Here is a 21,027-nt window from a genome sequence, read left to right as displayed (position 1 = left end):
GGCAGCAATGATTCAATACTTTATTCATCAATAACCAGTCCATAGCCCAAAACTTGAAAAATGGACGCATGTGCCAAATATAGAGTCAGAGACATCAACGCGCTATCATATGCCCAAGCATCATATGGATCTCATTATGAAAATTGTCGCAGATGAAAATCTGGCATTTACCGATTATTTCTTTTCTGAATTTGCAGACATTCGTCATTGTCCAGGCCGTAACTTAATGGCACAGGATGTTCAGGATGCAGATGCATTATTGGTACGCTCAGTGACTCAGGTCAATGAAGCACTGCTACAGAATAGTTCGATCAAGTTTGTAGGCAGTGCCACTATTGGTACAGATCATCTGGATATTGCTGTATTGGAACAGCATGGGATTCAGTGGAGCAATGCATCCGGCTGTAATGCACAAGCCGTGGCTGAATATGTCATTACCGCATTACTGCATGTACGTCCTGAGTTAGTAGATGCCAATGCAACATTTAGCCTGGGTATAGTCGGTTTGGGTAATGTTGGAACCCGTCTGGCTTATATGGCAAAACTTTTGGGCTGGCGCGTGATTGGCTATGATCCTTTGGTTCAAAGAACGCAGGTCGATCAAGTTGAATTTAATGAATTGTTGCAGCAAGCGGATGCGATTTCGATTCATGTCCCTTTAACTCAAACGGGTCTTTATCCAACTTACCATTTATTCAATACGGCTACATTAGTGCAAATGCAGCCTGATGCAATTCTGATTAATTCTGCACGTGGGCCAGTGATTGAAGAGGCCGCCCTGATCCAGGATCTTAAAGCGACACAACGAACCGTGATTTTAGATGTTTTTGAACACGAACCGGTTATTTCAGCAGAATTTCTGGATCTGCTGACGCTGGTGACGCCGCATATTGCCGGTTATAGCCTGGAAGGCAAGGCGCGTGGTACTCAAATGATCTATGACGCTTTCTGTCAAAATTTTGCTTTTGCAGTACATAAACAGTTCGAAACCCAGCTTCCGGTCTGCAAGCAGTTTTTCCAAAATCAGGATTTAAAAATGGTGCTAAAGCAGTATTTAACGCAAATTTATGATATTGCCCGTGATGATCAAAATCTGCGTGCTTGTGTCAAGGATGGCAAAGTGGATCAGCAGGCTTTTGATCATTTAAGAAAAACCTATCCGCTGCGTCGTGAATGGGCTGCACATGGTGGGCCAAAAGCATGAATAGCACTTATCAGCCGACGTGTGACTTGAATGCCATGCGTGCACGTGCCACCTTATATGCACAAATCCGTCATTTTTTTGCTGAGCGGGATGTATTAGAAGTCGAAACACCAATTTTATCTCAAGCCGGTGTGACCGATGTGCATTTGGCTTCAGTACAGGCGCAGCGTCATGTACTGGCTAAAGCACATACGCATTATTTACAGACCTCACCTGAATTTGCCATGAAGCGTTTATTGGCCAGTGGCAGCGGGCCTATTTACCAGATTTGTAAAGTCTTCCGTGATGATGAACATGGACGTAAGCACAATAGCGAATTTACCATGCTGGAATGGTATCGCCCGGGCTTTAGCTTAAAAGATTTGATGTTCGAAGTAGCCGATCTGCTTAATGTGACGCTTAAAGCACGTTTTGCTGAAATCCGTCCAACCATTTTGAGCTATAAACATGCCTTTATAGATCGTCTGGATATTAATCCATTGCAAGCGACCTTGCAGGAACTGAAAGACTGCTGTCGTCGTGTCGGTCTAAATCTGGATTTGGGTGAGGATCGGCTCGGCTATATCGACCTGTTATTTTCACATATGGTGGAGCCGAGTCTCGGTTTTGATACCGCAGTATTCCTGACCGATTTCCCGCCTGAAATGGCCTCTCTGGCGAAAACCCGAATCGATGAAGATGGGGAGCTGGTCGCTGCACGTTTTGAGTTGTATATCGAAGGTTTAGAATTGGCCAATGCCTATGATGAGCTGATTGATGCCGAAGTTTTGCGCTCACGCTTTGAGGCGGATAATGTAGAGCGGGCCAGATTGGGACTGCATGTCATGCCTATTGATGAGTATTTACTGGCGGCTTTACCGAATATGCCGGAATGTTCAGGGATTGCCTTGGGAATTGACCGCTTGCTCATGATCGCGACCAATCAGATGAAACTGGAGCAAGTGATTAGTTTCCCGGCGGATATTTCCTGATCGGGATTTGATTTTCCTTAAGCTCTTTAGAGGGCTGGGTCTCTGCACTAAATGATTGAAGCAATAAAAAAGCACCCTCGGGTGCTTTGTCTTTATTCAATAGATACAGTTTGTTGGGCTTTAAGTTCACCCAGTGCCTGAATACGCCGTTCAATCAGCATTTCGCCAATATCCGGGCCTTGAATATCGGCAGGCAGGTCTTGTGCTTTAATGGCACGTACTATCTGCATGGCATCAAGTACATATTGCGCTTGTGGATAGGCACGATCTTCCAGTCCTAAACGGCCACGTGAATCACATTCACAAGCCTGTACAAAAGCTTCGACACGCTCGGGACGACGTAAAACGTCCAGACGCTGCAATAATCGCCATAAAGTACCGGGTTTGAGATTAAATGCCTGATGACATTTCAGATGCTCTTTACATACTGCCAACGCCAGTTGCTTGGTATAGGTCGGTACTTTTAAGCGATCACACAGATCATTGACCGGCTTGATGCCACGTTCTTCATGCATGATATGCCGCGGTAATTCTTCAACCGGGGTTAATGCTTTGCCCAAATCATGCACTAAAACGGCGAAACGTACATCCAGACTATAGTTTTGACGACACGCCTGCTGCAAGGACATCATGGTGTGAATGCCGCAGTCAATTTCCGGATGATATTCAGGGCGTTGCGGAATACCATATAAGGCATCTATCTCAGGAAATAAGACTTTTAAAGCCCCACATTGACGCAATACTTCAAAATACACATCAGCATGGCGTTCTGTTAAGGCACGTGAAGTTTCTTTCCAGACCCGTTCCGATGTTAATGCATTCAACTCACCGGATTCCGTCAAGCGCTGCATGAGTGCTAAAGTTTCATCCGCAATCACAAAACCCGCACTGGTATAGCGGGCCGCAAAACGGGCAATTCGTAGCACCCGTAATGGATCTTCGACAAAAGCATCGGAAACATGACGCAGCACCCGGTTATTCAAATCCTGCTGACCGCCATAAGGATCATAAATCTGACCGGCATCATCCATCGCCATGGCATTAATGGTCAGGTCACGACGGATCAAATCCTGTTCCAGGGTCACACTGATATCGGTATGAAAGTCAAAACCATGATAACCGGTGCCGGATTTACGTTCGGTACGGGCCAGTGCATATTCTTCTTTTGTTTTGGGGTGTAGGAAAACAGGAAAATCTTTGCCTACGGGCTGATAGCCTAAGTCAAGCATTTGCGCCGGAGTTGCACCAACGACCACATAATCTTTTTCGTGATAGGGGTGTCCGAGCAAATGATCCCGAACTGCACCGCCTACTAAATAAACTTGCATGAAAAAACCTCTATTCTTACAAGCATCATGCTACAGAATAGAGGTTTTCTCAAGTTAAGAAACGAGGCGGATGCGTCGTTATCTTGTCATTGGATTAAAGTGCGTCTTGTTCCGCTTGCTGGATTTCTGCAACGGTAAGTGCAGTCATGTTCACCACGCGACGCGTAGTCGCAGTCGGAGTCAAGATATGTACCGGCTTCGCAGCACCCAACAGAATTGGGCCAATCGTCACGTTGTTGCCTGAAGTTGCTTTCAACAAGTTAAACGAAATGTTGGCAGCATCCAGATTCGGCATGATCAGTAAGTTTGCAGAACCTTTAAAACGTGAGTTCGGGAAGGCAAACTGGCGAATATTTTCATCCAGTGCAGCATCACCGTGCATTTCACCTTCAACTTCTAGCTCAGGCGCGATTTCAGACAGGATGTCATATACCTTACGCATTTTTTGCGCGCTGGCATCATGCTGGTCTGAACCGAAACTTGAGTGAGAAAGCAGGGCAATACGTGGGGTCATACCAAAACGGCGCACTTCTTCAGCAGCCAGAATGGTCATTTCCGCCAGCTGTTCAGCCGTTGGATTGGTGTTGACATAGGTGTCGGCAATGAACAGGTTGCGATCTTCAAGCATCAAGGCATTTAGGGTAAAGAAAGTGTTATGACCTTCTTTTTTGCCAATGATGTTGCTGACGAAGTCCAGATGAATGTCGTAGCTTGAATAAGTACCACAGAGCATGCCATCTGCCATGCCATGTTTGACCAGCATCGATGCAATTAAGGTAGAGCGACGACGCGCTTCACGCTGTGCATATTCAGGCGTTACGCCTTTACGCTGCATGATCTGGTAATAATCGTCTGCAAACAACTCATAATCCGGATTCTTTTCCTGATCAACAATCGTGATATTCACGCCATCTTCAAGACGTAGACCCAATTTTTTGATATTGGCTTCAATCACGGCTGGACGACCGACCAAAATAGGGATCGCCAAACCATCATCGACTGCAATTTGAACGGCGCGAAGTACACGCAGGTCTTCACCTTCCGCATAGGCAATACGCTTAGGATTCGATTTTGCCTGTTCAAAGATCGGTTTCATCACGAATGCCGAGTTATAGACAAACTCAGACAAACGTTGACGATAATGCGAGAAATCTTTAATTGGACGTGTTGCTACACCCGAATCCATGGCTGCTTGTGCCACTGCAGGTGCGATTTCAAGAATCAGGCGCTGATCCAGTGGACCCGGAATCAGGTATTCACGGCCAAATGATGCCGATTTCTCACCATAAGTTGCAGCATCCGCTTCGACGTGTGCCATACGCGCAATTGCATGTACACAGGCAATTTTCATTTCTTCGTTAATCGTGGTTGCACCAACGTCTAATGCCCCACGGAAGATGTATGGGAAGCAAAGTGCGTTATTGACCTGGTTTGGATAGTCAGAACGGCCAGTGGCCATGATCACATCATTACGAACTTCGTGTGCATGTTCAGGCAGAATTTCTGGATCCGGATTCGCCAGTGCGAAAATGATCGGATCTTTGGCCATCACCTTAACCATTTCTTTGGTCAGGATGCCGGCAGCAGAAAGACCAAGGAACATGTCTGCACCCGCGATCACATCACCAAGCTGAGTGGCTTCGATGTCCTGTACATAAGCTTTCTTCGACTCATCCAGACCTTCACGGTGCGTCGTCAGCAGACCACGTGAATCGGCAACGATGATGTTCTCTTTTTTCGCGCCAAGGGCACAAAGCAGATTTAAACAAGATAGGGCTGCAGCACCCGCGCCTGAAGCGACAATCTTGATGTCTTCAATTTTTTTGCCGTTGATTTGCAGCGCGTTAAGTAAAGCAGAACCCACAATAATCGAAGTACCGTGCTGATCATCATGGAACACTGGAATGTTCATGCGTTCACGCAGTTTTTGCTCAATATAGAAACATTCTGGCGCCTTGATATCTTCAAGGTTGATCCCGCCGAAAGTCGGCTCTAAGGATGCGATAATATCAACAATTTTGTCCGGGTCGTTTTCAGCAATTTCAATATCAAACACATCTACGCCAGCGAATTTTTTGAATAATACGCCTTTACCTTCCATGACGGGTTTAGAAGCCAGAGGACCAATATTACCCAGGCCCAATACCGCAGTACCGTTGGTCACTACAGCGACCAGGTTGCCACGTGCAGTATACAGTGCAGCAGTTGAAGGATCGCGTTCAATCTCAAGACATGGTGCAGCTACGCCAGGCGAGTAAGCAAGGGCTAAGTCACGTTGGTTGACCAATTGTTTGCTTGGTGTAACGCTGATTTTTCCCGGGGTAGGAAATTCGTGATAGTAAAGGGCCTGTTGCTTTAAAGATTGTTCGTCCATCAGTCTCTCGATCGTTGTAAAGATTACCCGGTCAGCGGGTAAAAAATTTATTTATGTCCCTGAATATACCATTTGTTAGCCTGTTCGCACAGCCAATGGCGGCCGTTTTTCCAACAATCTTGCTGAAGCATGTATAAACTTAGACTTGATAGATATAAGAGTCCTTAACCATGTTTTGCTTCAAATAAGTGGTCGCTTCCTGTTCGGGCAGCGGTTTGGAGAAAAGGTATCCTTGAGCGATATCACAGTCTAAATCACGCAGATATGCTAACTGCTCTTCAGTCTCGATGCCTTCCGCGACCACGGTCATCCCCATGGCTTTACCCATCGCCACCATGGCACTGACAATGGCTTCCTGTTTGTTTTCACCAATCTTGGACACAAAGCTGCGGTCAATTTTTAGGGTATCAATCGGGAAATCAGCAAGATAGGATAGGGATGAATACCCCGTGCCAAAATCATCCAGAGCAATATGGATCTGTCGCTGTTTGATTTCGTTCAGCAGGTTTTTGACTGCTTCCGAATTTTCAATTAAAGACGATTCGGTAATTTCCAGTTCCAGACTGGCACCTGAAATCTGGTTATCGGCAATGGCCTGATCCAGATCATCGAGTAACTGACCGCGGCGCAATTGCTGCGCCACGACGTTGACTGATACACAAATATGATTAAAGCCCAGATTATTCCATTGGCGGATCTGTTTGGCTGTCTGCTGGATGACCAGACGGCCAATATCTGAAATCAGGCTGGTCTGTTCGGCTAAAGGGATAAACAAGCCGGGTGGAATAATGCCTTTTTCGGGATGATTCCAGCGAATCAAGGCTTCAAAGCCATAAATGCGCTGATCACTGAAATTAATTTTTGGCTGATAATAAACAATCAGCTCATTATTCTGGAGGGCTTTACGCAAATCCCGTTCCAGAAAAATCCCCGTTTCTTGTAGGCCATCACTTTGATTAGAATAAAAGTGAATGGTATTGCCCCCCAGATTTTTAGCTTCGTTCAGGGCCTGTTCGGCACAGTTGTTTAAATAATCGAGTTGACGACCATGATCTGGATAAAATGCCACGCCCATGGAAAGCGTGATCACATAATCCTGACCGTAAATATTAAATGGAGTGGTAAATGCCTGAGCGATGCGTTCACAGTGTCGCTGTACTGAAGGGCGAATATGTGAAATCTCATAGATAATCGCAAAATCATCACCATTCAGATGCGCCACAAATAAGGCTTCTGCATTGTTCATGCGCAGGCGCTGCGCGACCTGACGTAAAAGTTCATCCCCGCCATTATTGGATAGATATTCATTTAATGGACGGAAGCGATCGATATTCAGGCGAATCACGGCCATCTGCTGAATGGAGTCTTTTTGCGAGACCAGATATTGATGCAGCTGATAGTTATAATAGAAACGATTCGGTAAATCGGTCAGTGGGTCATAATTTTCCAGATAAGACAGGCGCTGTTCCTGTAATTTGCGTTCGGTCAGATCCGAGACAATCCCGACATAATGGGTAATCCGGCCTTCATCATCGGTGACGGCATTGATGTGTAACCATAAGGCGGATTGTTTGCCCGACATGAATTTGGCGTATACCTCGCCATCATAGGAGCCAATCTTTTGAAGCTGTTTGATAATACTGGCATGGTTACTGCGCTGTTCAGCTTTATTTTGTGCAACAAGATCGAATAAAGACTTACCGATGATCTGCTCACGCTCAAAGCCACTCAGGTATTCATAGTGAGGATTGACATCAATATAATACAGTTCAGGATTGAGAATAAAAATCCCTTCCGCGGCCTGTTCCAGTACACTGGCAACCAGTTTTAAACGTTCTTGAGAAATACGTTCCTGCTGAATATCACGACGAATACCTACCATTCGCAAAGGTTTGTTATTTTTAGGATCACGGCTAATCACGCGGCCAATATCATGCACCCAGTTCCAGCTGCCATCACTGAGCAGAATCCGGTAAGTGGCATCATAACGCTCAATCTGGCCACGTAAATGCTGTTTCATGTTGCGCTTAAAATAGTCCAGATCATCAGGGTGAATCAGATGCTCTAATTGCAGATGATGATCTTTGGAATCACGCAGAATTTTTTCATCTTTATGATTGGTTAATGTAATGAGACGGTCTTTGATATTCCAGTCCCATGGGCGAATGCCGGCAATCTCATGGGCAAGATCCAGGTTCTGTTGCTGATTTTTCAAATGATAATTAATCTGTTCAATATCATAGGTACGTTCCCGTACTTTTTGTTCCAGCAGTTGATTGTTGAGCTGTAACTGTAATTCAATATCTTTGGATTTATTGACTTCAGTTTGCAGTTGCTGGCACAGCTCATCAGTCCAGGCCACTTGCTGTTCGGCATTTTTAACCAGCAGACTGTTTTCTGCATACAAGCGCGATGTCCGGCGATGAATACGATAACTACTATTGGCACACAGCAGAATGACAATCACCGCAAAATTTAAGGCCAGACCGAAGAAGGGATTGGAAAGGCTGACATGATAAATTTGCGACAATAAAAAAGGGAATAAAGAGGGTAAAAATACCAGACAGAAATAACTGAGTTTTTGGGTCAGATAAGTCAAGCCAAATGCCTGAGTCACAATCAGGAGCAGAGCAGACAAGGTCAGTGCTTCAATATCTTCGAATGCAGGATTGGCCTGCGGCAAATAGCAATAAATTGTATAAATACCGACAGCAATACAGCTCCCGACGGCAAGACTCTGAATCTGTAACCAGCGATGTGCGCCTTTCAAATCATATTGTTCAGGCTTAAAATAAAGTGTGCTCACCAACCAGCACATACTGACCAGTAGCTCGGTCAGAATAAACCAGGTATTAAAATAGGTATTGGAAGGACGATATTGAAGGTGATAAATACAAAAAATATAAAGGCAAATCACCATTATACTGATTAAAAAATAGCGACTATGGCGAAGTGTGTTCGCAATCTGAGCATGATGCAAATGCTGCTGGATATAGTCGTCTTGCTTATCAACCATGTGATTCAATGCCTGTATTCATCCTAAACGTTTTTCCCTATGTATTGTTCTTATAAAAAAACTCCAGGAAATGTGTAAAATTAACTCATCAATAGTTATTATTCTTTCGTCGAGATTAGAGGTCTTAGGAATAAAAATCAACAAAATTAAAGACAAATTTTTACTGGCCTGATGAACTAGAGATTATAGTTCAAAATTGAAAGGGCCACGACAGGGGCTGTTTCGGTACGTAGTACGCGTTCACCAATACACCAGTTTAGAAAACCTTTTGCATTTGCCGCTGTAATTTCTGCCTCACTGAGACCGCCTTCAGGGCCAATCAGCAGGGCAATATCCAGGGTCGCATCTGCCAGTACATCTGTTTCATCTTTATTGGGGGCCAAAACCAGTTTGGTCTTGGGTAGCTCGGTTTCCAACCATTTTTCAAGTGATATTGGTGCTAAAATTTTAGGCACAATATTCAGTCCACACTGTTCACATGCTGCAATCGCGATCCCTTGCCAGTGATCCAGTTTTTTTTGGTCACGATCATATTTCAAGCGCATTTCACAACGATCTGAAGTCAGCAGCTGAATTTCGGAAACGCCCAATTCCACAGCTTTTTGAATCGCATAATCCATGCGGTCGCCTTTGCTCATCACCTGACCGAGCAAGGCCTGGAACTTGGGTGTGCGATTGGCGGGATTAAATGCATTGACCGATACTGTGGCTGATTTTTTAGCAACCTCAGTTAAGGTCACTTCATATTCGCCACCCTGTCCATTGAACAGGGTCGCGGCTTCGTCCGCTTGAGCGCGTAATACCTTTACCCAATGATGAAAAACGGTTTCCGTTAACTCAACCGTAGTATCAACATTTAAGTCTGCTTCAATAAAAAAACGTGGCATGTAAGGATTACTCTCAGATGGAACAAAACAAGACTGCATTGCATTTACACCCTCTTTGTGTTTCTCTCAAAGGGAGAAAATGGGTGAGATCAATGCAGCCTAAAAACTTATGCTAGACCTAAGTCTTTTACAAGTTGGCGTGTAGGATCAGTGGTGTTCATGGTGTAGAAGTGCAAGCTTGGTGCGCCACCTGCAAGTAGACGCTCACAGAATTTAACCACAACTTCGTGGCCAAAGGCTTTGATGCTGGCAGTATCATCACCATAGGTTGCCAGTTGCTTGCGAATCCAGCGTGGAATCTCGGCACCGGTACCGTCCGCAAAGCGGATCAGGTTGCTGGCATTGGTGATTGGCATAATGCCCGGCGCCACAGGAATATCAATTCCGGCTTTCTGGATGCGCTCTACAAAGTAGAAATAAGCATCTGGATTGAAGAAAAACTGGGTTAATGCTGCATTGGCACCAGCTTGTACTTTTTCAACAAAGTGCTGGATGTCTTGATCAAAGCTTTCTGCCTGAGGATGCATTTCCGGATAAGCTGCGACTTCAATCTTGAAATGATCGCCTGAATATTCACGGATAAAGCGAACCAGATCAGCGGCATAGGGTAATTCACCCAAACCAACCTGACCTGATGGCAAGTCACCGCGGAGGGCAACAATACGGTCAATGCCTTGTGATTTGTACAGATCAAGCAGTTCTGCAATACGCGCTTTATCATCGCCGATACATGACAGGTGAGGGGCAACCGGTGCACCTTTGCCATTAAAATCGTTGATGGTAGACAGGGTGCGTTCACGAGTTGAACCGCCTGCACCATAGGTCACAGAGAAGAATTCTGGATTGAGCAATTGTAGTTCTTGATGAACCACTTTGAGTTTTTCCGCACCTACATCAGTTTTGGTCGGGAAGAATTCAAATGAAATTGGAATTTGCTTAGACATGTTGAAATCCTTTTTATAAATACTTGTAATTTTGGATTGCCCTCATCCTAACCTTCTCCCAAAGGGAGAAGGGACTTCCATTACGATAGTTAAAGTCTTTAAAACTTACCCTCTAACTATTTTCACAATAGAAGTTTCCCTCTCCTTTTAGGAGAGGGCTAGGGAGAGGTAAAAACAAAAATTAGTATTTATAAGTCTCAGATTTAAACGGACCTTCAACAGCAACGCCTAAGTAATCCGCTTGCTCTTGAGTTAATTGAGTCAGAACACCACCAAAACCTGCAACCATTGCAGCAGCGACTTCTTCGTCTAATTTCTTAGGAAGAAGCTCTACACGAATTTGCGCAGCTTTTTCAGATTCTGGAAGATCAGCAAATTTCTCAGCGAATAAATGCATTTGACCCAATACCTGGTTGGCAAATGAACCATCCATAATACGTGATGGGTGACCAGTCGCATTACCAAGGTTTACCAAACGACCTTCAGAAAGAAGGATCAGGTAATCATTTTCATTTTCTGAACGATACACTTGGTGTACTTGAGGTTTCACTTCAACCCACTTGTAGCCACGTAGGTAAGCTGTATCAATTTCAGTATCGAAATGACCAATGTTACATACAACAGCGCCCGCTTTTAATGAATCAAGCATTGCTGAGTCACACACGTGGTAGTTACCCGTTGTAGTCACGATCAGGTCAGTGTTTTGAAGAAGATCAAGATTCACGTCTTCTTTCTTGCCAGTTTGTACGCCATTTTTGTATGGAGAAACAACTTCGTAACCGTCCATGCATGCTTGCATTGCGCAGATTGGATCAACTTCAGTGACGCGTACAATCATGCCTTCTTGACGAAGTGATTGAGCAGAACCTTTACCTACGTCACCGTAACCAATTACAAGCGCACGACGGCCAGATAAAAGCATATCTGTACCGCGTTTGATGGCATCATTGAGTGAGTGGCGGCAACCGTATTTGTTGTCGTTTTTAGATTTCGTTACTGAATCGTTTACGTTGATTGCAGGAACTTTTAAAGTGCCATCACGAAGCATTTCATACAGACGTTGAACACCTGTCGTTGTTTCTTCAGTGACACCGTGGATTTTAGCAATCACTTCTGGGTATTTTTCATGAACAAGTAGCGTTAAATCACCGCCATCGTCAAGAATCATGTTGGCATCCCAAGGCGTGCCATTGACATTGATCTGTTGTTCAAGACACCACATGTATTCTTCTTCAGTTTCGCCTTTCCAGGCAAACACAGGAATACCCGCAGCCGCGATTGCAGCAGCAGCGTGATCTTGAGTAGAGAAGATGTTACATGAAGTCCAGCGAACTTCAGCGCCCAATTCAACCAGTGTTTCAATAAGAACAGCGGTTTGAATAGTCATGTGGATACAGCCGAGAATTTTCGCGCCAGCAAGTGGTTTAGCAGCAGCATAGCGTTTACGCAGACCCATTAGGGCTGGCATTTCAGCTTCTGCAAGTTTAATTTCTTTACGGCCGTAATCAGCAAGTGAAATATCAGCAACTTTGTAATCTGTAAATGAAGCAGTAACCGCGTTCATCAGGATCTCCTAGGAAAAAATAGATTGGATCGTTCTGTTCGCGGATGCCGTTGTTGATCAGAACGAATGTCTGACCGATGGTCGAGCCTAGCGATTTTACATTTAGTGCCTGTAAAACGTCGCAGCATCCCTCGACTAGCGCAGTATTGTACTTGTATTTAATTTTATATCCAAGTTATAAAACAGTTACAATTAATTAGTTGCTTAATAAATAGAAAAGGAAAAAGTATGGTCGAGAAAGTTAATGGGGCTTTAATAATTTTAGAAGAGCTCAGATTAGATTCTAAAATAGGCAAAAGTAAGCACTTCTCGGCGAGTGATAGACAGAAAAAATATCATAATCTAATTGGCATCCCTGCAATTTGTTTTAATATTTTTATTGGGACTGTGCTTATAGCATTTCTAACATCTGAATATAACAATACAATTCTTTCAATTGTAGCTGCATGTCTTTCTTTTCTTAGCGCCGTATTGGGAGCGGTACAGACATTTTTTAATTTCAGTAAAAATTCAGAAGGTCATCGATCAATAGGAAATAGATATTTAGAAGTTTCTAGAAATTGTAAAATGTTAATAATGAAACATGAAGATAAGCCTTTTACCTCAGAAGATTTATGGGGTGAAGTTATAAACTTACAGAAAGTATACCTTCTTATTAACCAAGAGGCCGAAGCTTTTCCGACATCAGAGAAAGATCTAAAAAAGGCTAGAAGTTCAGTAGAGATAACTCCTTTTAAAAACGGCTATAATTTAAAAAATTGAATTTAAAAAATAGGCAACTATTGGTATAAATATCGGAGCAATAAGAAAAAAAGCCCATCATCTGACGGGCTTTTCGTTTTATTTAGCTTCTTGCTCAGCAGCATCCGCTTTTTGGGTCCAGAACTCAGCTAGTTCTTCATCGCCATCTACACCTAAACCATTTGCATAAATAAAAGCAAGATCGCGCATGGCCTGAACTTCACCCCATTCCGCAGCCTGTTTGACTAAAGAAATTGATTTCTCTACATCTTTTTCAATCACATCACCGCGACGGTAGAAACCGGCCAACTCTAAAGTCGCAGCAGGGTGCTTCTCGATATTGGCTTTACTTAACCAGTAATAGGCTAACTCAAAGTGAGCTTTAGATTCTTCCGGATCTTCTTCAGTCAGTTCTTTGGCATAAACGGTATAACCTTCACCTAACCAGTACATCGCATCAACCAGTCCGCCGTTGGCAGCTTTCAATGCCCATTCTTCAGCCAGAATGATGTCATCATCATGCTCGCTTTGCATATACAGTTCAGCCAATTCAAATTGCGCTTCAGCATTGCCTGCTAAGGCAAGATTGGTCAGGGCAGCAGAGGGAGAAACACGCTGGGTCATATCAACATCTCAAAAATATTATGCGTAGACTAAAGGTTTAAATTAAAAAAGCCAATCCGAAGATCAGCTTTTCAAGTATGAGGGGGTAAATTAGAATTTTAGACCAAGCAAATGATTGCTGAAATCACGGCGATTACCACACAGATTGAGGCGATTACTTTAATTTTACTTTCCAGATAGCTCAGGCTTAAACCAACGACCAATGCTGCAAAAGTTAAACTGCCCAGCCAATAACTGATCATGTTACTGATTGTACCTGCGAACAGGCACAGGATGAGCGCAATCGTTAATATCACCCAGCCAAGAATGCTGGCTATTTTGGTTTTGGGAGCATCTAGCTCTTTAGCAAAGATCTGTTTCTGATGTTTGGACATCGACGCGGCAAGTGCAAACATACCGAGAGAAGTCAAAGCCCAAATCAATAAGAAGAACATCATGCCTGATTCTCCTTGAGCATCACTTTAGATTTTTTAGGCGGCAAGCCTTTATGGTTTTTCACTTTCTTGAATGCAAACCAGAATAGGATTGCAAGCGCCCACATCGCCAGATCAAAAGAAGCAATCATCCACTGACCATGCATGATGCTGTTCCAGATTGCCTGACCGCCGGTCAGGAAGTTTACAATTGGGAGTAGGGCAAATGCTGCTGTTGCAAGCAGGAGCAGCTCTAGCCAGGCCTGACGATTGCTACGAATCATGGCATAAACTAAGGTCAGCAACCAGATGATAAAGAAGCTGCGAATTTCCCAGTTCAAACGCATGTCCATGTCTGCCGGAATAAAACGGTTGGCATAAAAGTAGGCAGCACAGGCAATCGGTAAACCGATAATTGCCGCGATATTAGTCACTTCCACAAGACGATAACCAAAAGATTTATAGCCTTGCTTTTGTTGTTGTGGTGCGCGTTTGACACACCACAGAATCAAACCAGTCGCAATCATGAATGTGCCGACCACACCAGACATGAACAATAACCAGCGTAGAGCCAAGTCCACGCCACGTGCTTCATGCAATGTGGTAAATACGTTATAAATACCGTTTGCAACCGAGGGTGTTTTCAGTGTGGTTTGATCCGGCTTTAATTCACCCGTCACGCCATTGAAAGCCAGACTCGGATAAACATTACGATAGGCTACGCTGACCCCATTTAAGGCACGAAGTTCAATTTCAGCTTTGGCGGTATTTGGCTGGATGATGTTAATTGTAGCAACCGGATTGTTTTTCCATTGCTTTTCTGCTGCTGCAAGAATGGGCGCTAAGTCTGCCAATGGCGCAGGGCGGGCAGGTGACGCATCGCCACGCGAACGGCGAGCTTCACCCCGTGCAGACATATCACCACGTTCACCACGATTCTCTCCCTCACTACGCGGTCGACGCTGGTCACTATCACCGGATTCAGCCTGAACGCTATTGTCCTGAATCAAGCTCTTACGTTGATCTTGCAGAAATGCGCCTCGATTTTCATAAATCTGGTTGACACCCCAAGGCATCAGGGTAAACAGCAGCAGTAACAAACCGCTAAAGGTAATCATGATATGGAACGGCAGGGCAAATACCGCCGTTGCATTATGGGCATCCAGCCAGGAGCGCTGACCTTTGCCAGGACGGAAAGTAAAGAAATCCTTAAAAATTTTCTTATGGGTAATCACACCGCTGATAATCGCCACCAGCATGAGCAAGGTTGCAATGCCGACAATCCAGCGCGCCCAGATTCGGGGCAGTCCGTACAGTTCAAAATGAAAACGGTATAAGAATGAACCACCGCGTGTTTCACGGGCTTGCAGCACTTCACCGGTTGCACTGTCAATGGTTAGGCGGGTACCGCCACGACGGGCACGCGGATCTTCACCGGCACCGCGAATATTCAGTATGGTGGTATTCTGGCGTGAGTTAGGCAGCTGAATCGCCCAGCTGCCGGCATCCGGATGATGCTGTTGCAGATAAGCCAATGCGACACGGGTCTGTTCGATTTGGGACTTTTGTGGGACTGACTGATGAAATTCCGGTTTCATCCAGATGCTGATTTCATTCTGGAAAAAACTTAAAGTTCCAGTTAAAAAAATCGCATATAAAAGCCAGCCTAAAATCAGACTGGCCCAGGTATGCAACCATGACATCGACTGGCGTGGCCCTTCCTGTTTTGCATCTACTCTCATCTTAATTTCCTAGGAATTTATAGCTGATATAGAGCAAAACACTGGGAATTACGATTCCGAGCGTTGCCTTGATAGTTTTGTTGACCATAAATACCCAAATAAAGGCTGCGGTATTCAGGCTAAAACCAATCAGGGTGGCTGACATGGCAGCACTGCTTCCTGCATCCATAAACATCTGGGCAATCACGATGGCAGCCAGCGAGGCAAGCATATAACCGCCGACACCAGCCAAAAGAAAGCGATATAAAATCATCCCACGATAAACCAGCAGATTTGCTTTAACTTTATTTTTGCTCGATGGACTCGGTGCAGTAACTGTTTCAGTCGCTATTGCATGCATATTCGGACTACTCATCATCGAAAATTCTATCTATTAAACTTGTTAAGCTATTTCAATGCGAATGATAACAATTATTGTTTATATTTTAAATACGAAACATCAAACTATTTATATGAAAAATAAAAAGAACTATTGGACAGGCTAAAAGGGGGGTATTAAAAAATATAAGCTTTAAAAATAAAAACAGCGGCTCGAAAGCCGCTGTCTAAATATTATCTGTTCAGAATTAGTCTTGCTGAATACCTGCAACCACCCAGTCCTGATTTGAACCTGCTGGTTTAGTGAAATGCCAGATTTCTGCAAACGGTTGTGGCAAGCTGTTCAAGTCTTCGCTTACCGTACCGGTAAAGCGTACGCTGACAATATACTGACCATTGTCAGTCGATGAATCTACCACCATGGCATTCAGATTTGAAAACTCGGCCACATCCTGATCCTGATTGCTCATGATGTCATTACGCATTGACTGATAAAGATCAGGAGTTAGGTAACGCTGAATTTCCGAAATGTTGCTTGCCGTATTCATAGACTGAATGTGGTTAAAACGCTGACGTGCGACACGCAAGAACGCGGCAGGTTCAGTACCATCCGGTAACTGGCTACCACTTTGGGTATAAGCCGTGCCGAAAGGCGCCGTATTTACCGGCGCAGAACCAAACGGTGCATTAGTACTTGGCGTTTGACCACCAACATTCTGACCAAAGATATTGCTATTGTCACCACCGCGAGGTGCAGTCGGTGCTTGACCAAAAGGTGCTGTATTACCAGCACCGCTATTTGGTGCAAATGGATTAGAAGCTACTTTTTTTTTTGCGCCCATCTTACGGAAAATGAAGAAGGCAACAGCAGCAGCAAGCAGGATCCAGATCCAGCCTGGAATACCACCTTTTTCCTCTTCTGCTGGAGCCGCCTGAGCTTCAGACGCTGCCACACTTTGATCATCGGCCAATGCATTGGCAGCTACGGCACCAATCGCAGCACCCGCTACACCGGCAGCAACCATACCACCCACACCTGGGCCAGATTTTTGCTGGGTTGCAGCACCGGCAACTGGCGCTTGTTGAGCAGGCGCAGCTTGACGAGGTTGTTGATAAGATTGGGTAGGCTGTGCAGAACGTTGCATACCGTGACTTTTACCGCCACCGGCACGTTTTGCTTCAGCAGCAAAAGGCGCAACCAATAATACTGCTGTCAAGATACCTGTAATCAAACCGCGCTGTCGAACTTGCATTCATTTTTCCTATGAGAATAAAACCTATTTGTACAGTCTATTTATATAGGCTTTGTGTGGAATTTCAATCAAAAATCTGTATTTTTTTGCGCTTTACTGCAAATTCACTGCCTGATGCTTAATTTAGCTCATCACTTAAAGACATGGCTTCACTCAGGGCTTCATGCAAACGGGCAACAGGAATAATTTGCACGCCTGCAATGGTTTTTTGCGGTGCATTGCCACGCGGCACAATAATGTATTTAAAACCATGCTTGATCGCTTCTTTCAGACGTTCCTGTCCATTTGGCACGGGACGAATTTCACCAGACAGCCCGACTTCCCCAAAAACAGCCAGTTGTTGTGGTAAGGCCTTGCCACGAATACTGGAAGCGCAGGCGAGAAGTACCGCCAGATCTGAACCGGTTTCGGTGATTTTCAAACCACCGACGATATTGACATAGACATCCTGGCCGGAGGTTTGCACACCACCATGCCGATGCATGACGGCCAAGAGCATATTCAGGCGGTTCTGATCCAGGCCAAGTGCTACACGTCTTGGTTGGCCATGCGCATCATCGACCAAAGCCTGTACTTCGACCAGGAGTGGACGCGTGCCTTCACGACTGATCATGACAATCGAGCCCGGAATCGCTTCATCATAACGGCTTAAAAATATTGCAGATGGATTGGACACTTCGCGCAGCCCTTTGTCGGTCATGCCAAACACCCCGAGTTCATTCACCGCGCCAAAACGGTTTTTGACGGCACGGATCATCCGGTAACGTGAATCGGACTGACCTTCAAAATACAGCACACAATCGACCATATGCTCAAGTACGCGTGGGCCTGCCAAGGCGCCTTCTTTGGTGACATGACCGACCAGAAATAAAGAGGTACCGCTGTTTTTGGCAAAACGGGTCAGCAGGGCAGCGGATTCACGAATCTGCGAGACTCCACCTGGAGCTGATTGTAAGGTCTCGGTATACAGGGTTTGAATTGAGTCCAGAATTGCTACGGCAGGGCGTTGTTGGGCCAATACTTCACAAATACGTTCAACACAGGTTTCGGCCATGACCTTGAGCTGATCGGTCGGCAGATCCAGACGCTGGGCACGTAGCGCGACCTGAGACAAGGATTCTTCGCCGGTGACGTATAAGGCCGAATTTTTGGCAGAAGCCATGTGCGCGGCTGTTTGCAGCAAAATAGTCGATTTACCAATTCCGGGATCACCGCCAATCAGAACCACGGAACCTGTTACCAGTCCGCCACCCAGAACCCGGTCAAATTCACTGATTCCTGTTGGCAGACGGGTTTCGTGAGAGACTGAGACCTGATTTAAGATGGTGATTGTGGATGCCTGACCTGCATATCCACCCGCGATTTTTGGCTGAGCCCGATGTGTAACCGCAGGTGCAATGCTGACCTCAGTCAGGCTGTTCCATTCCCCACATTCCGAACATTGTCCCGACCATTTCGGATGATCTGCACCACATTGTTCACAACGATAGACACTTTTTGCTTTAGCCATATTTTAAGATGAGGCGATTGAAATTGACTGACAGCATAGCGGTGAATGTGATCTAAAACCAAGCCTTTCACCTGAGAAATCATGGTTTTTACGACAAGGCTTGTCGTTTTTATTTGTGCTTATTCGGATGTTGTGTATCAACGCCGTCTATAATGCCCGTCTTGTTATGCTGAAAATGGAACAGATCTTGTCACAATTGCTGAAACATATTGATGCGATCGCACGTGAAAAAAACCGTGATGTGCTGTTTGTGCATTTTGAACAGTATGTATACCCAGATCAGGACGCTCACTCGGTTCGGCAAATGTTTATCGGCTGGTTAGAGCAACAGGGTATCCGTTATATACCGTGTTTAGGCATTGAGCCCACAGTCCGCAGTGACGTGTATTCGGGCAGTCTATATCTGGATGTACCTTTTGACCTGCAGCATAAAACCTATCAGAAACTGAGCGAGTATTTGGAAGATGATCAGGGCAATATGAAAATTGAAGGCATTCAGTTTTTTGTTTTATCTTTAGGGCTGGCACTTGAACTCGAATCTGACGGCAAATTACCAGAATGGGGCGGTTTATGCTCATAGAACATGAATATTGGATTTGGATTTCGAATAATTAATAATAAAAAGCCACAATTGATGTGGCTTTTTATTCTCTTGGTTCGGGATTTAAGCAATAAGGCGGTTAATAAAGTTCACCAGATTTACGCCTTGCGATGAAGTCTTTCGATTCCTTGGCAATCACGCCAGACAATAACAGCAATGCAATCAGGTTGGGAACCGCCATCAGACCATTAAAGGTATCGGCAAATAACCAGACCAGATCCAGTGTCGCGATACAGCCGACAAAAACCGATGCAATATAAATAATACGATAGGGTAGAACGAACTTTTCGCCGAGCAAGTAAGTGGCACATTTTTCGCCGTAGTAGCTCCAGCCTAAAATCGTGGAATAAGCAAAGAAAATAATTCCGAAGGTGACCACCCAGCCACCGACACCGGGCAGGAGTTTGTCGAACACGCCAATCGTCAGTACTGCACCGGTCTGATCGCCAAATGAATTACCGGCCATGATGTAGCCCATGACCAGAACAATACCAGTAATCGAACACACAATAATGGTATCAATAAAAGTACCGGTCATAGAGACCAGACCCTGACGGGCAGGATGGTCGGTTTTTGCTGCTGCGGCTGCAATCGGCGCAGAGCCCATGCCGGCTTCATTCGAGAATACCCCACGTGCTACACCATAACGAATCGCCGCACCAATCGCACCGCCTACTGCAGCTTCACCGGTAAAAGCATAGGTGAAGATCATTTTTAGTGCAGGCGCTACCAGTTCTAAATTGTTGAGAATAATGACCAGACCACCAGCCACATAGCCTACCGCCATGATTGGAACAATCACCGAAGATGCCTTGGAAATCGATTTAATCCCGCCCAAAATCACCAGTGCTGAAAAGGCAGTAATGATAATACCGGTCATCCAGGTTTCGATCCCCAAACTGTTTTCAACTGCCAGTGCAACAGTATTGGACTGCACTGAACTGCCGATCCCAAAAGAGGCCAGTGTCCCGAACAAGGCAAAAATCAGCGCCAGCCATTTCCATTTCAGGCCACGTTCGATGTAGTACATCGGACCACCCGACATTTCACCTTTTTCATTTTTAATCCGGTATTTGACTGCAAGGACACCTTCGCCGTATTTAGTCGCCATACCAAACAGTGCAGTCATCCACATCCAGAACACCGCACCCGGACCACCCAGCACACAGGCGGTGGCTACGCCGGCAATATTACCGGTACCAATCGTGGCAGACAGTGCAGTCATCAGTGAAGCGAACTGGGAAATATCGCCTGAGTGCTCGGGATGCTTGCCAAAAACCTGTTTGAAGGCCAGTGGCAACATACGGAATTGCCAGAACAATAAGCGGAAAGTGAGGAATATCCCGGTGCCGACAATCAGTACCAGCATATAAGGGCCCCAGACCCAGCCGCTTAAAGTCTCCATTAAACTTTGTAAATTTTGCATAAAATTCTTCTTATTGATCCATGTCTATGTAATTCGAGATATTGATTAAAAAGCAATTATTGTGCCATCGGTATTCATCCTGAATACTTAAAATGGCGGAATTGTGTTCTA

At 45.0% G+C, this 21,027-nt stretch carries 17 protein-coding genes; 4 read left to right on the top strand and 13 right to left on the bottom strand.

From position 1 onward, the window contains the following. The first annotated feature begins 136 nt into the window (after nucleotides 1-136). The gene (locus FTT73_RS04930; protein WP_180191106.1) at nucleotides 137-1,204 is read left to right on the top strand and encodes a 4-phosphoerythronate dehydrogenase; all 1,068 of its coding nucleotides are present in this window, start codon (nucleotides 137-139) and stop codon (nucleotides 1,202-1,204) included. Further along, complete coding sequence (gene epmA, locus FTT73_RS04925; RefSeq protein ID WP_180191105.1) at nucleotides 1,201-2,175, top strand: EF-P lysine aminoacylase EpmA; 975 nt, start codon at nucleotides 1,201-1,203, stop codon at nucleotides 2,173-2,175. Before FTT73_RS04930 ends, epmA begins: the two co-directional genes overlap by 4 nt. A gap of 92 nt (nucleotides 2,176-2,267) precedes the next feature. Here the strand turns inward: epmA and FTT73_RS04920 are convergent, their stop codons facing one another. The 6 genes from FTT73_RS04920 to ahcY all read right to left on the bottom strand — a co-directional run bounded on the left by FTT73_RS04920 (nucleotide 2,268) and on the right by ahcY (nucleotide 12,288). Next, complete coding sequence (locus tag FTT73_RS04920) at nucleotides 2,268-3,503, bottom strand: multifunctional CCA addition/repair protein (protein ID WP_180191104.1); 1,236 nt, start codon at nucleotides 3,501-3,503, stop codon at nucleotides 2,268-2,270. A 94-nt stretch (nucleotides 3,504-3,597) separates the two neighbouring features. Then, on the bottom strand, nucleotides 3,598-5,877 hold the full coding sequence (locus FTT73_RS04915) for an NADP-dependent malic enzyme (RefSeq protein WP_180071811.1): 2,280 nt from the start codon (nucleotides 5,875-5,877) through the stop codon (nucleotides 3,598-3,600). 139 nt (nucleotides 5,878-6,016) lie between these two features. Further along, a complete protein-coding gene (locus FTT73_RS04910) occupies nucleotides 6,017-8,893 on the bottom strand; it encodes a bifunctional diguanylate cyclase/phosphodiesterase (protein ID WP_180191103.1) in 2,877 nt (958 codons plus the stop codon). 176 nt (nucleotides 8,894-9,069) lie between these two features. After that, complete coding sequence (locus FTT73_RS04905; protein ID WP_100329084.1) at nucleotides 9,070-9,780, bottom strand: 16S rRNA (uracil(1498)-N(3))-methyltransferase; 711 nt, start codon at nucleotides 9,778-9,780, stop codon at nucleotides 9,070-9,072. 107 nt (nucleotides 9,781-9,887) lie between these two features. Further along, on the bottom strand, nucleotides 9,888-10,724 hold the full coding sequence (gene metF, locus FTT73_RS04900) for a methylenetetrahydrofolate reductase [NAD(P)H] (RefSeq protein WP_005097677.1): 837 nt from the start codon (nucleotides 10,722-10,724) through the stop codon (nucleotides 9,888-9,890). A gap of 181 nt (nucleotides 10,725-10,905) precedes the next feature. Next, nucleotides 10,906-12,288, bottom strand: coding sequence for an adenosylhomocysteinase (gene ahcY / locus FTT73_RS04895; protein ID WP_159138232.1), 1,383 nt, complete (start codon nucleotides 12,286-12,288; stop codon nucleotides 10,906-10,908). Between the two features lie 228 nt (nucleotides 12,289-12,516). Between ahcY and FTT73_RS04890 the strand changes: the two genes are divergently transcribed. Beyond that, nucleotides 12,517-13,050: an SLATT domain-containing protein gene (locus FTT73_RS04890; RefSeq protein WP_180050122.1), complete on the top strand. Its 534-nt coding sequence runs from the start codon at nucleotides 12,517-12,519 to the stop codon at nucleotides 13,048-13,050. Between the two features lie 78 nt (nucleotides 13,051-13,128). Here FTT73_RS04890 and FTT73_RS04885 read toward each other — a convergent pair whose 3' ends face one another. The 6 genes from FTT73_RS04885 to radA all read right to left on the bottom strand — a co-directional run bounded on the left by FTT73_RS04885 (nucleotide 13,129) and on the right by radA (nucleotide 18,889). Further along, the gene (locus tag FTT73_RS04885; protein WP_100329081.1) at nucleotides 13,129-13,653 is read right to left on the bottom strand and encodes a tetratricopeptide repeat protein; all 525 of its coding nucleotides are present in this window, start codon (nucleotides 13,651-13,653) and stop codon (nucleotides 13,129-13,131) included. Between the two features lie 98 nt (nucleotides 13,654-13,751). Beyond that, entirely contained in the window at nucleotides 13,752-14,090 is a 339-nt protein-coding gene (locus FTT73_RS04880; protein ID WP_100534857.1) for a DUF3325 domain-containing protein, read from the bottom strand. Beyond that, nucleotides 14,087-15,808, bottom strand: a complete 1,722-nt coding sequence (locus FTT73_RS04875) for a PepSY domain-containing protein (RefSeq protein ID WP_180191102.1) — start codon at nucleotides 15,806-15,808, stop codon at nucleotides 14,087-14,089. The genes FTT73_RS04880 and FTT73_RS04875 overlap by 4 nt, the downstream gene beginning before the upstream one ends. Nucleotide 15,809: 1 nt before the next feature. Continuing rightward, nucleotides 15,810-16,166: a hypothetical protein gene (locus FTT73_RS04870; protein WP_034608454.1), complete on the bottom strand. Its 357-nt coding sequence runs from the start codon at nucleotides 16,164-16,166 to the stop codon at nucleotides 15,810-15,812. Between the two features lie 208 nt (nucleotides 16,167-16,374). Next, nucleotides 16,375-17,379 (bottom strand): Tim44 domain-containing protein, encoded by a 1,005-nt coding sequence (locus FTT73_RS04865; RefSeq protein ID WP_005097671.1) that lies wholly within the window; start codon nucleotides 17,377-17,379, stop codon nucleotides 16,375-16,377. Nucleotides 17,380-17,497: 118 nt separating this feature from the next. Beyond that, complete coding sequence (gene radA, locus FTT73_RS04860; RefSeq protein WP_180191101.1) at nucleotides 17,498-18,889, bottom strand: DNA repair protein RadA; 1,392 nt, start codon at nucleotides 18,887-18,889, stop codon at nucleotides 17,498-17,500. A 175-nt stretch (nucleotides 18,890-19,064) separates the two neighbouring features. On the opposite strand from radA, the gene FTT73_RS04855 reads away from it, so the two are divergent. Beyond that, nucleotides 19,065-19,469, top strand: a complete 405-nt coding sequence (locus FTT73_RS04855; protein ID WP_180077781.1) for a hypothetical protein — start codon at nucleotides 19,065-19,067, stop codon at nucleotides 19,467-19,469. 100 nt (nucleotides 19,470-19,569) lie between these two features. Here the strand turns inward: FTT73_RS04855 and FTT73_RS04850 are convergent, their stop codons facing one another. Beyond that, a complete protein-coding gene (locus FTT73_RS04850; RefSeq protein WP_005097666.1) occupies nucleotides 19,570-20,916 on the bottom strand; it encodes a sodium:alanine symporter family protein in 1,347 nt (448 codons plus the stop codon). Nucleotides 20,917-21,027 lie beyond the last annotated feature (111 nt).

The sequence above is a fragment of the Acinetobacter sp. YH01006 genome, from assembly GCF_013420445.1.
Classification (GTDB): Bacteria; Pseudomonadota; Gammaproteobacteria; order Pseudomonadales; family Moraxellaceae; genus Acinetobacter; species Acinetobacter pseudolwoffii.
This window is presented reverse-complemented; position numbering and strand designations above follow the sequence as displayed.

Excerpts from the sequence above, each read along its gene's own strand:
- FTT73_RS04875 (WP_180191102.1), bottom strand. The coding sequence starts at position 15,808 with ATGAGAGTAGATGCAAAACAGGAAGGGCCACGCCAGTCGATGTCATGG.
- radA (WP_180191101.1), bottom strand. The coding sequence starts at position 18,889 with ATGGCTAAAGCAAAAAGTGTCTATCGTTGTGAACAATGTGGTGCAGAT.
- FTT73_RS04885 (WP_100329081.1), bottom strand. The coding sequence starts at position 13,653 with ATGACCCAGCGTGTTTCTCCCTCTGCTGCCCTGACCAATCTTGCCTTA.
- epmA (WP_180191105.1), top strand. The coding sequence starts at position 1,201 with ATGAATAGCACTTATCAGCCGACGTGTGACTTGAATGCCATGCGTGCA.
- FTT73_RS04880 (WP_100534857.1), bottom strand. The coding sequence starts at position 14,090 with ATGATGTTCTTCTTATTGATTTGGGCTTTGACTTCTCTCGGTATGTTT.
- FTT73_RS04855 (WP_180077781.1), top strand. The coding sequence starts at position 19,065 with ATGGAACAGATCTTGTCACAATTGCTGAAACATATTGATGCGATCGCA.
- FTT73_RS04890 (WP_180050122.1), top strand. The coding sequence starts at position 12,517 with ATGGTCGAGAAAGTTAATGGGGCTTTAATAATTTTAGAAGAGCTCAGA.
- FTT73_RS04865 (WP_005097671.1), bottom strand. The coding sequence starts at position 17,379 with ATGCAAGTTCGACAGCGCGGTTTGATTACAGGTATCTTGACAGCAGTA.
- FTT73_RS04910 (WP_180191103.1), bottom strand. The coding sequence starts at position 8,893 with ATGGTTGATAAGCAAGACGACTATATCCAGCAGCATTTGCATCATGCT.
- FTT73_RS04870 (WP_034608454.1), bottom strand. The coding sequence starts at position 16,166 with ATGATGAGTAGTCCGAATATGCATGCAATAGCGACTGAAACAGTTACT.
- FTT73_RS04915 (WP_180071811.1), bottom strand. The coding sequence starts at position 5,877 with ATGGACGAACAATCTTTAAAGCAACAGGCCCTTTACTATCACGAATTT.
- FTT73_RS04905 (WP_100329084.1), bottom strand. The coding sequence starts at position 9,780 with ATGCCACGTTTTTTTATTGAAGCAGACTTAAATGTTGATACTACGGTT.
- ahcY (WP_159138232.1), bottom strand. The coding sequence starts at position 12,288 with ATGAACGCGGTTACTGCTTCATTTACAGATTACAAAGTTGCTGATATT.
- FTT73_RS04930 (WP_180191106.1), top strand. The coding sequence starts at position 137 with ATGAAAATTGTCGCAGATGAAAATCTGGCATTTACCGATTATTTCTTT.
- metF (WP_005097677.1), bottom strand. The coding sequence starts at position 10,724 with ATGTCTAAGCAAATTCCAATTTCATTTGAATTCTTCCCGACCAAAACT.
- FTT73_RS04920 (WP_180191104.1), bottom strand. The coding sequence starts at position 3,503 with ATGCAAGTTTATTTAGTAGGCGGTGCAGTTCGGGATCATTTGCTCGGA.
- FTT73_RS04850 (WP_005097666.1), bottom strand. The coding sequence starts at position 20,916 with ATGCAAAATTTACAAAGTTTAATGGAGACTTTAAGCGGCTGGGTCTGG.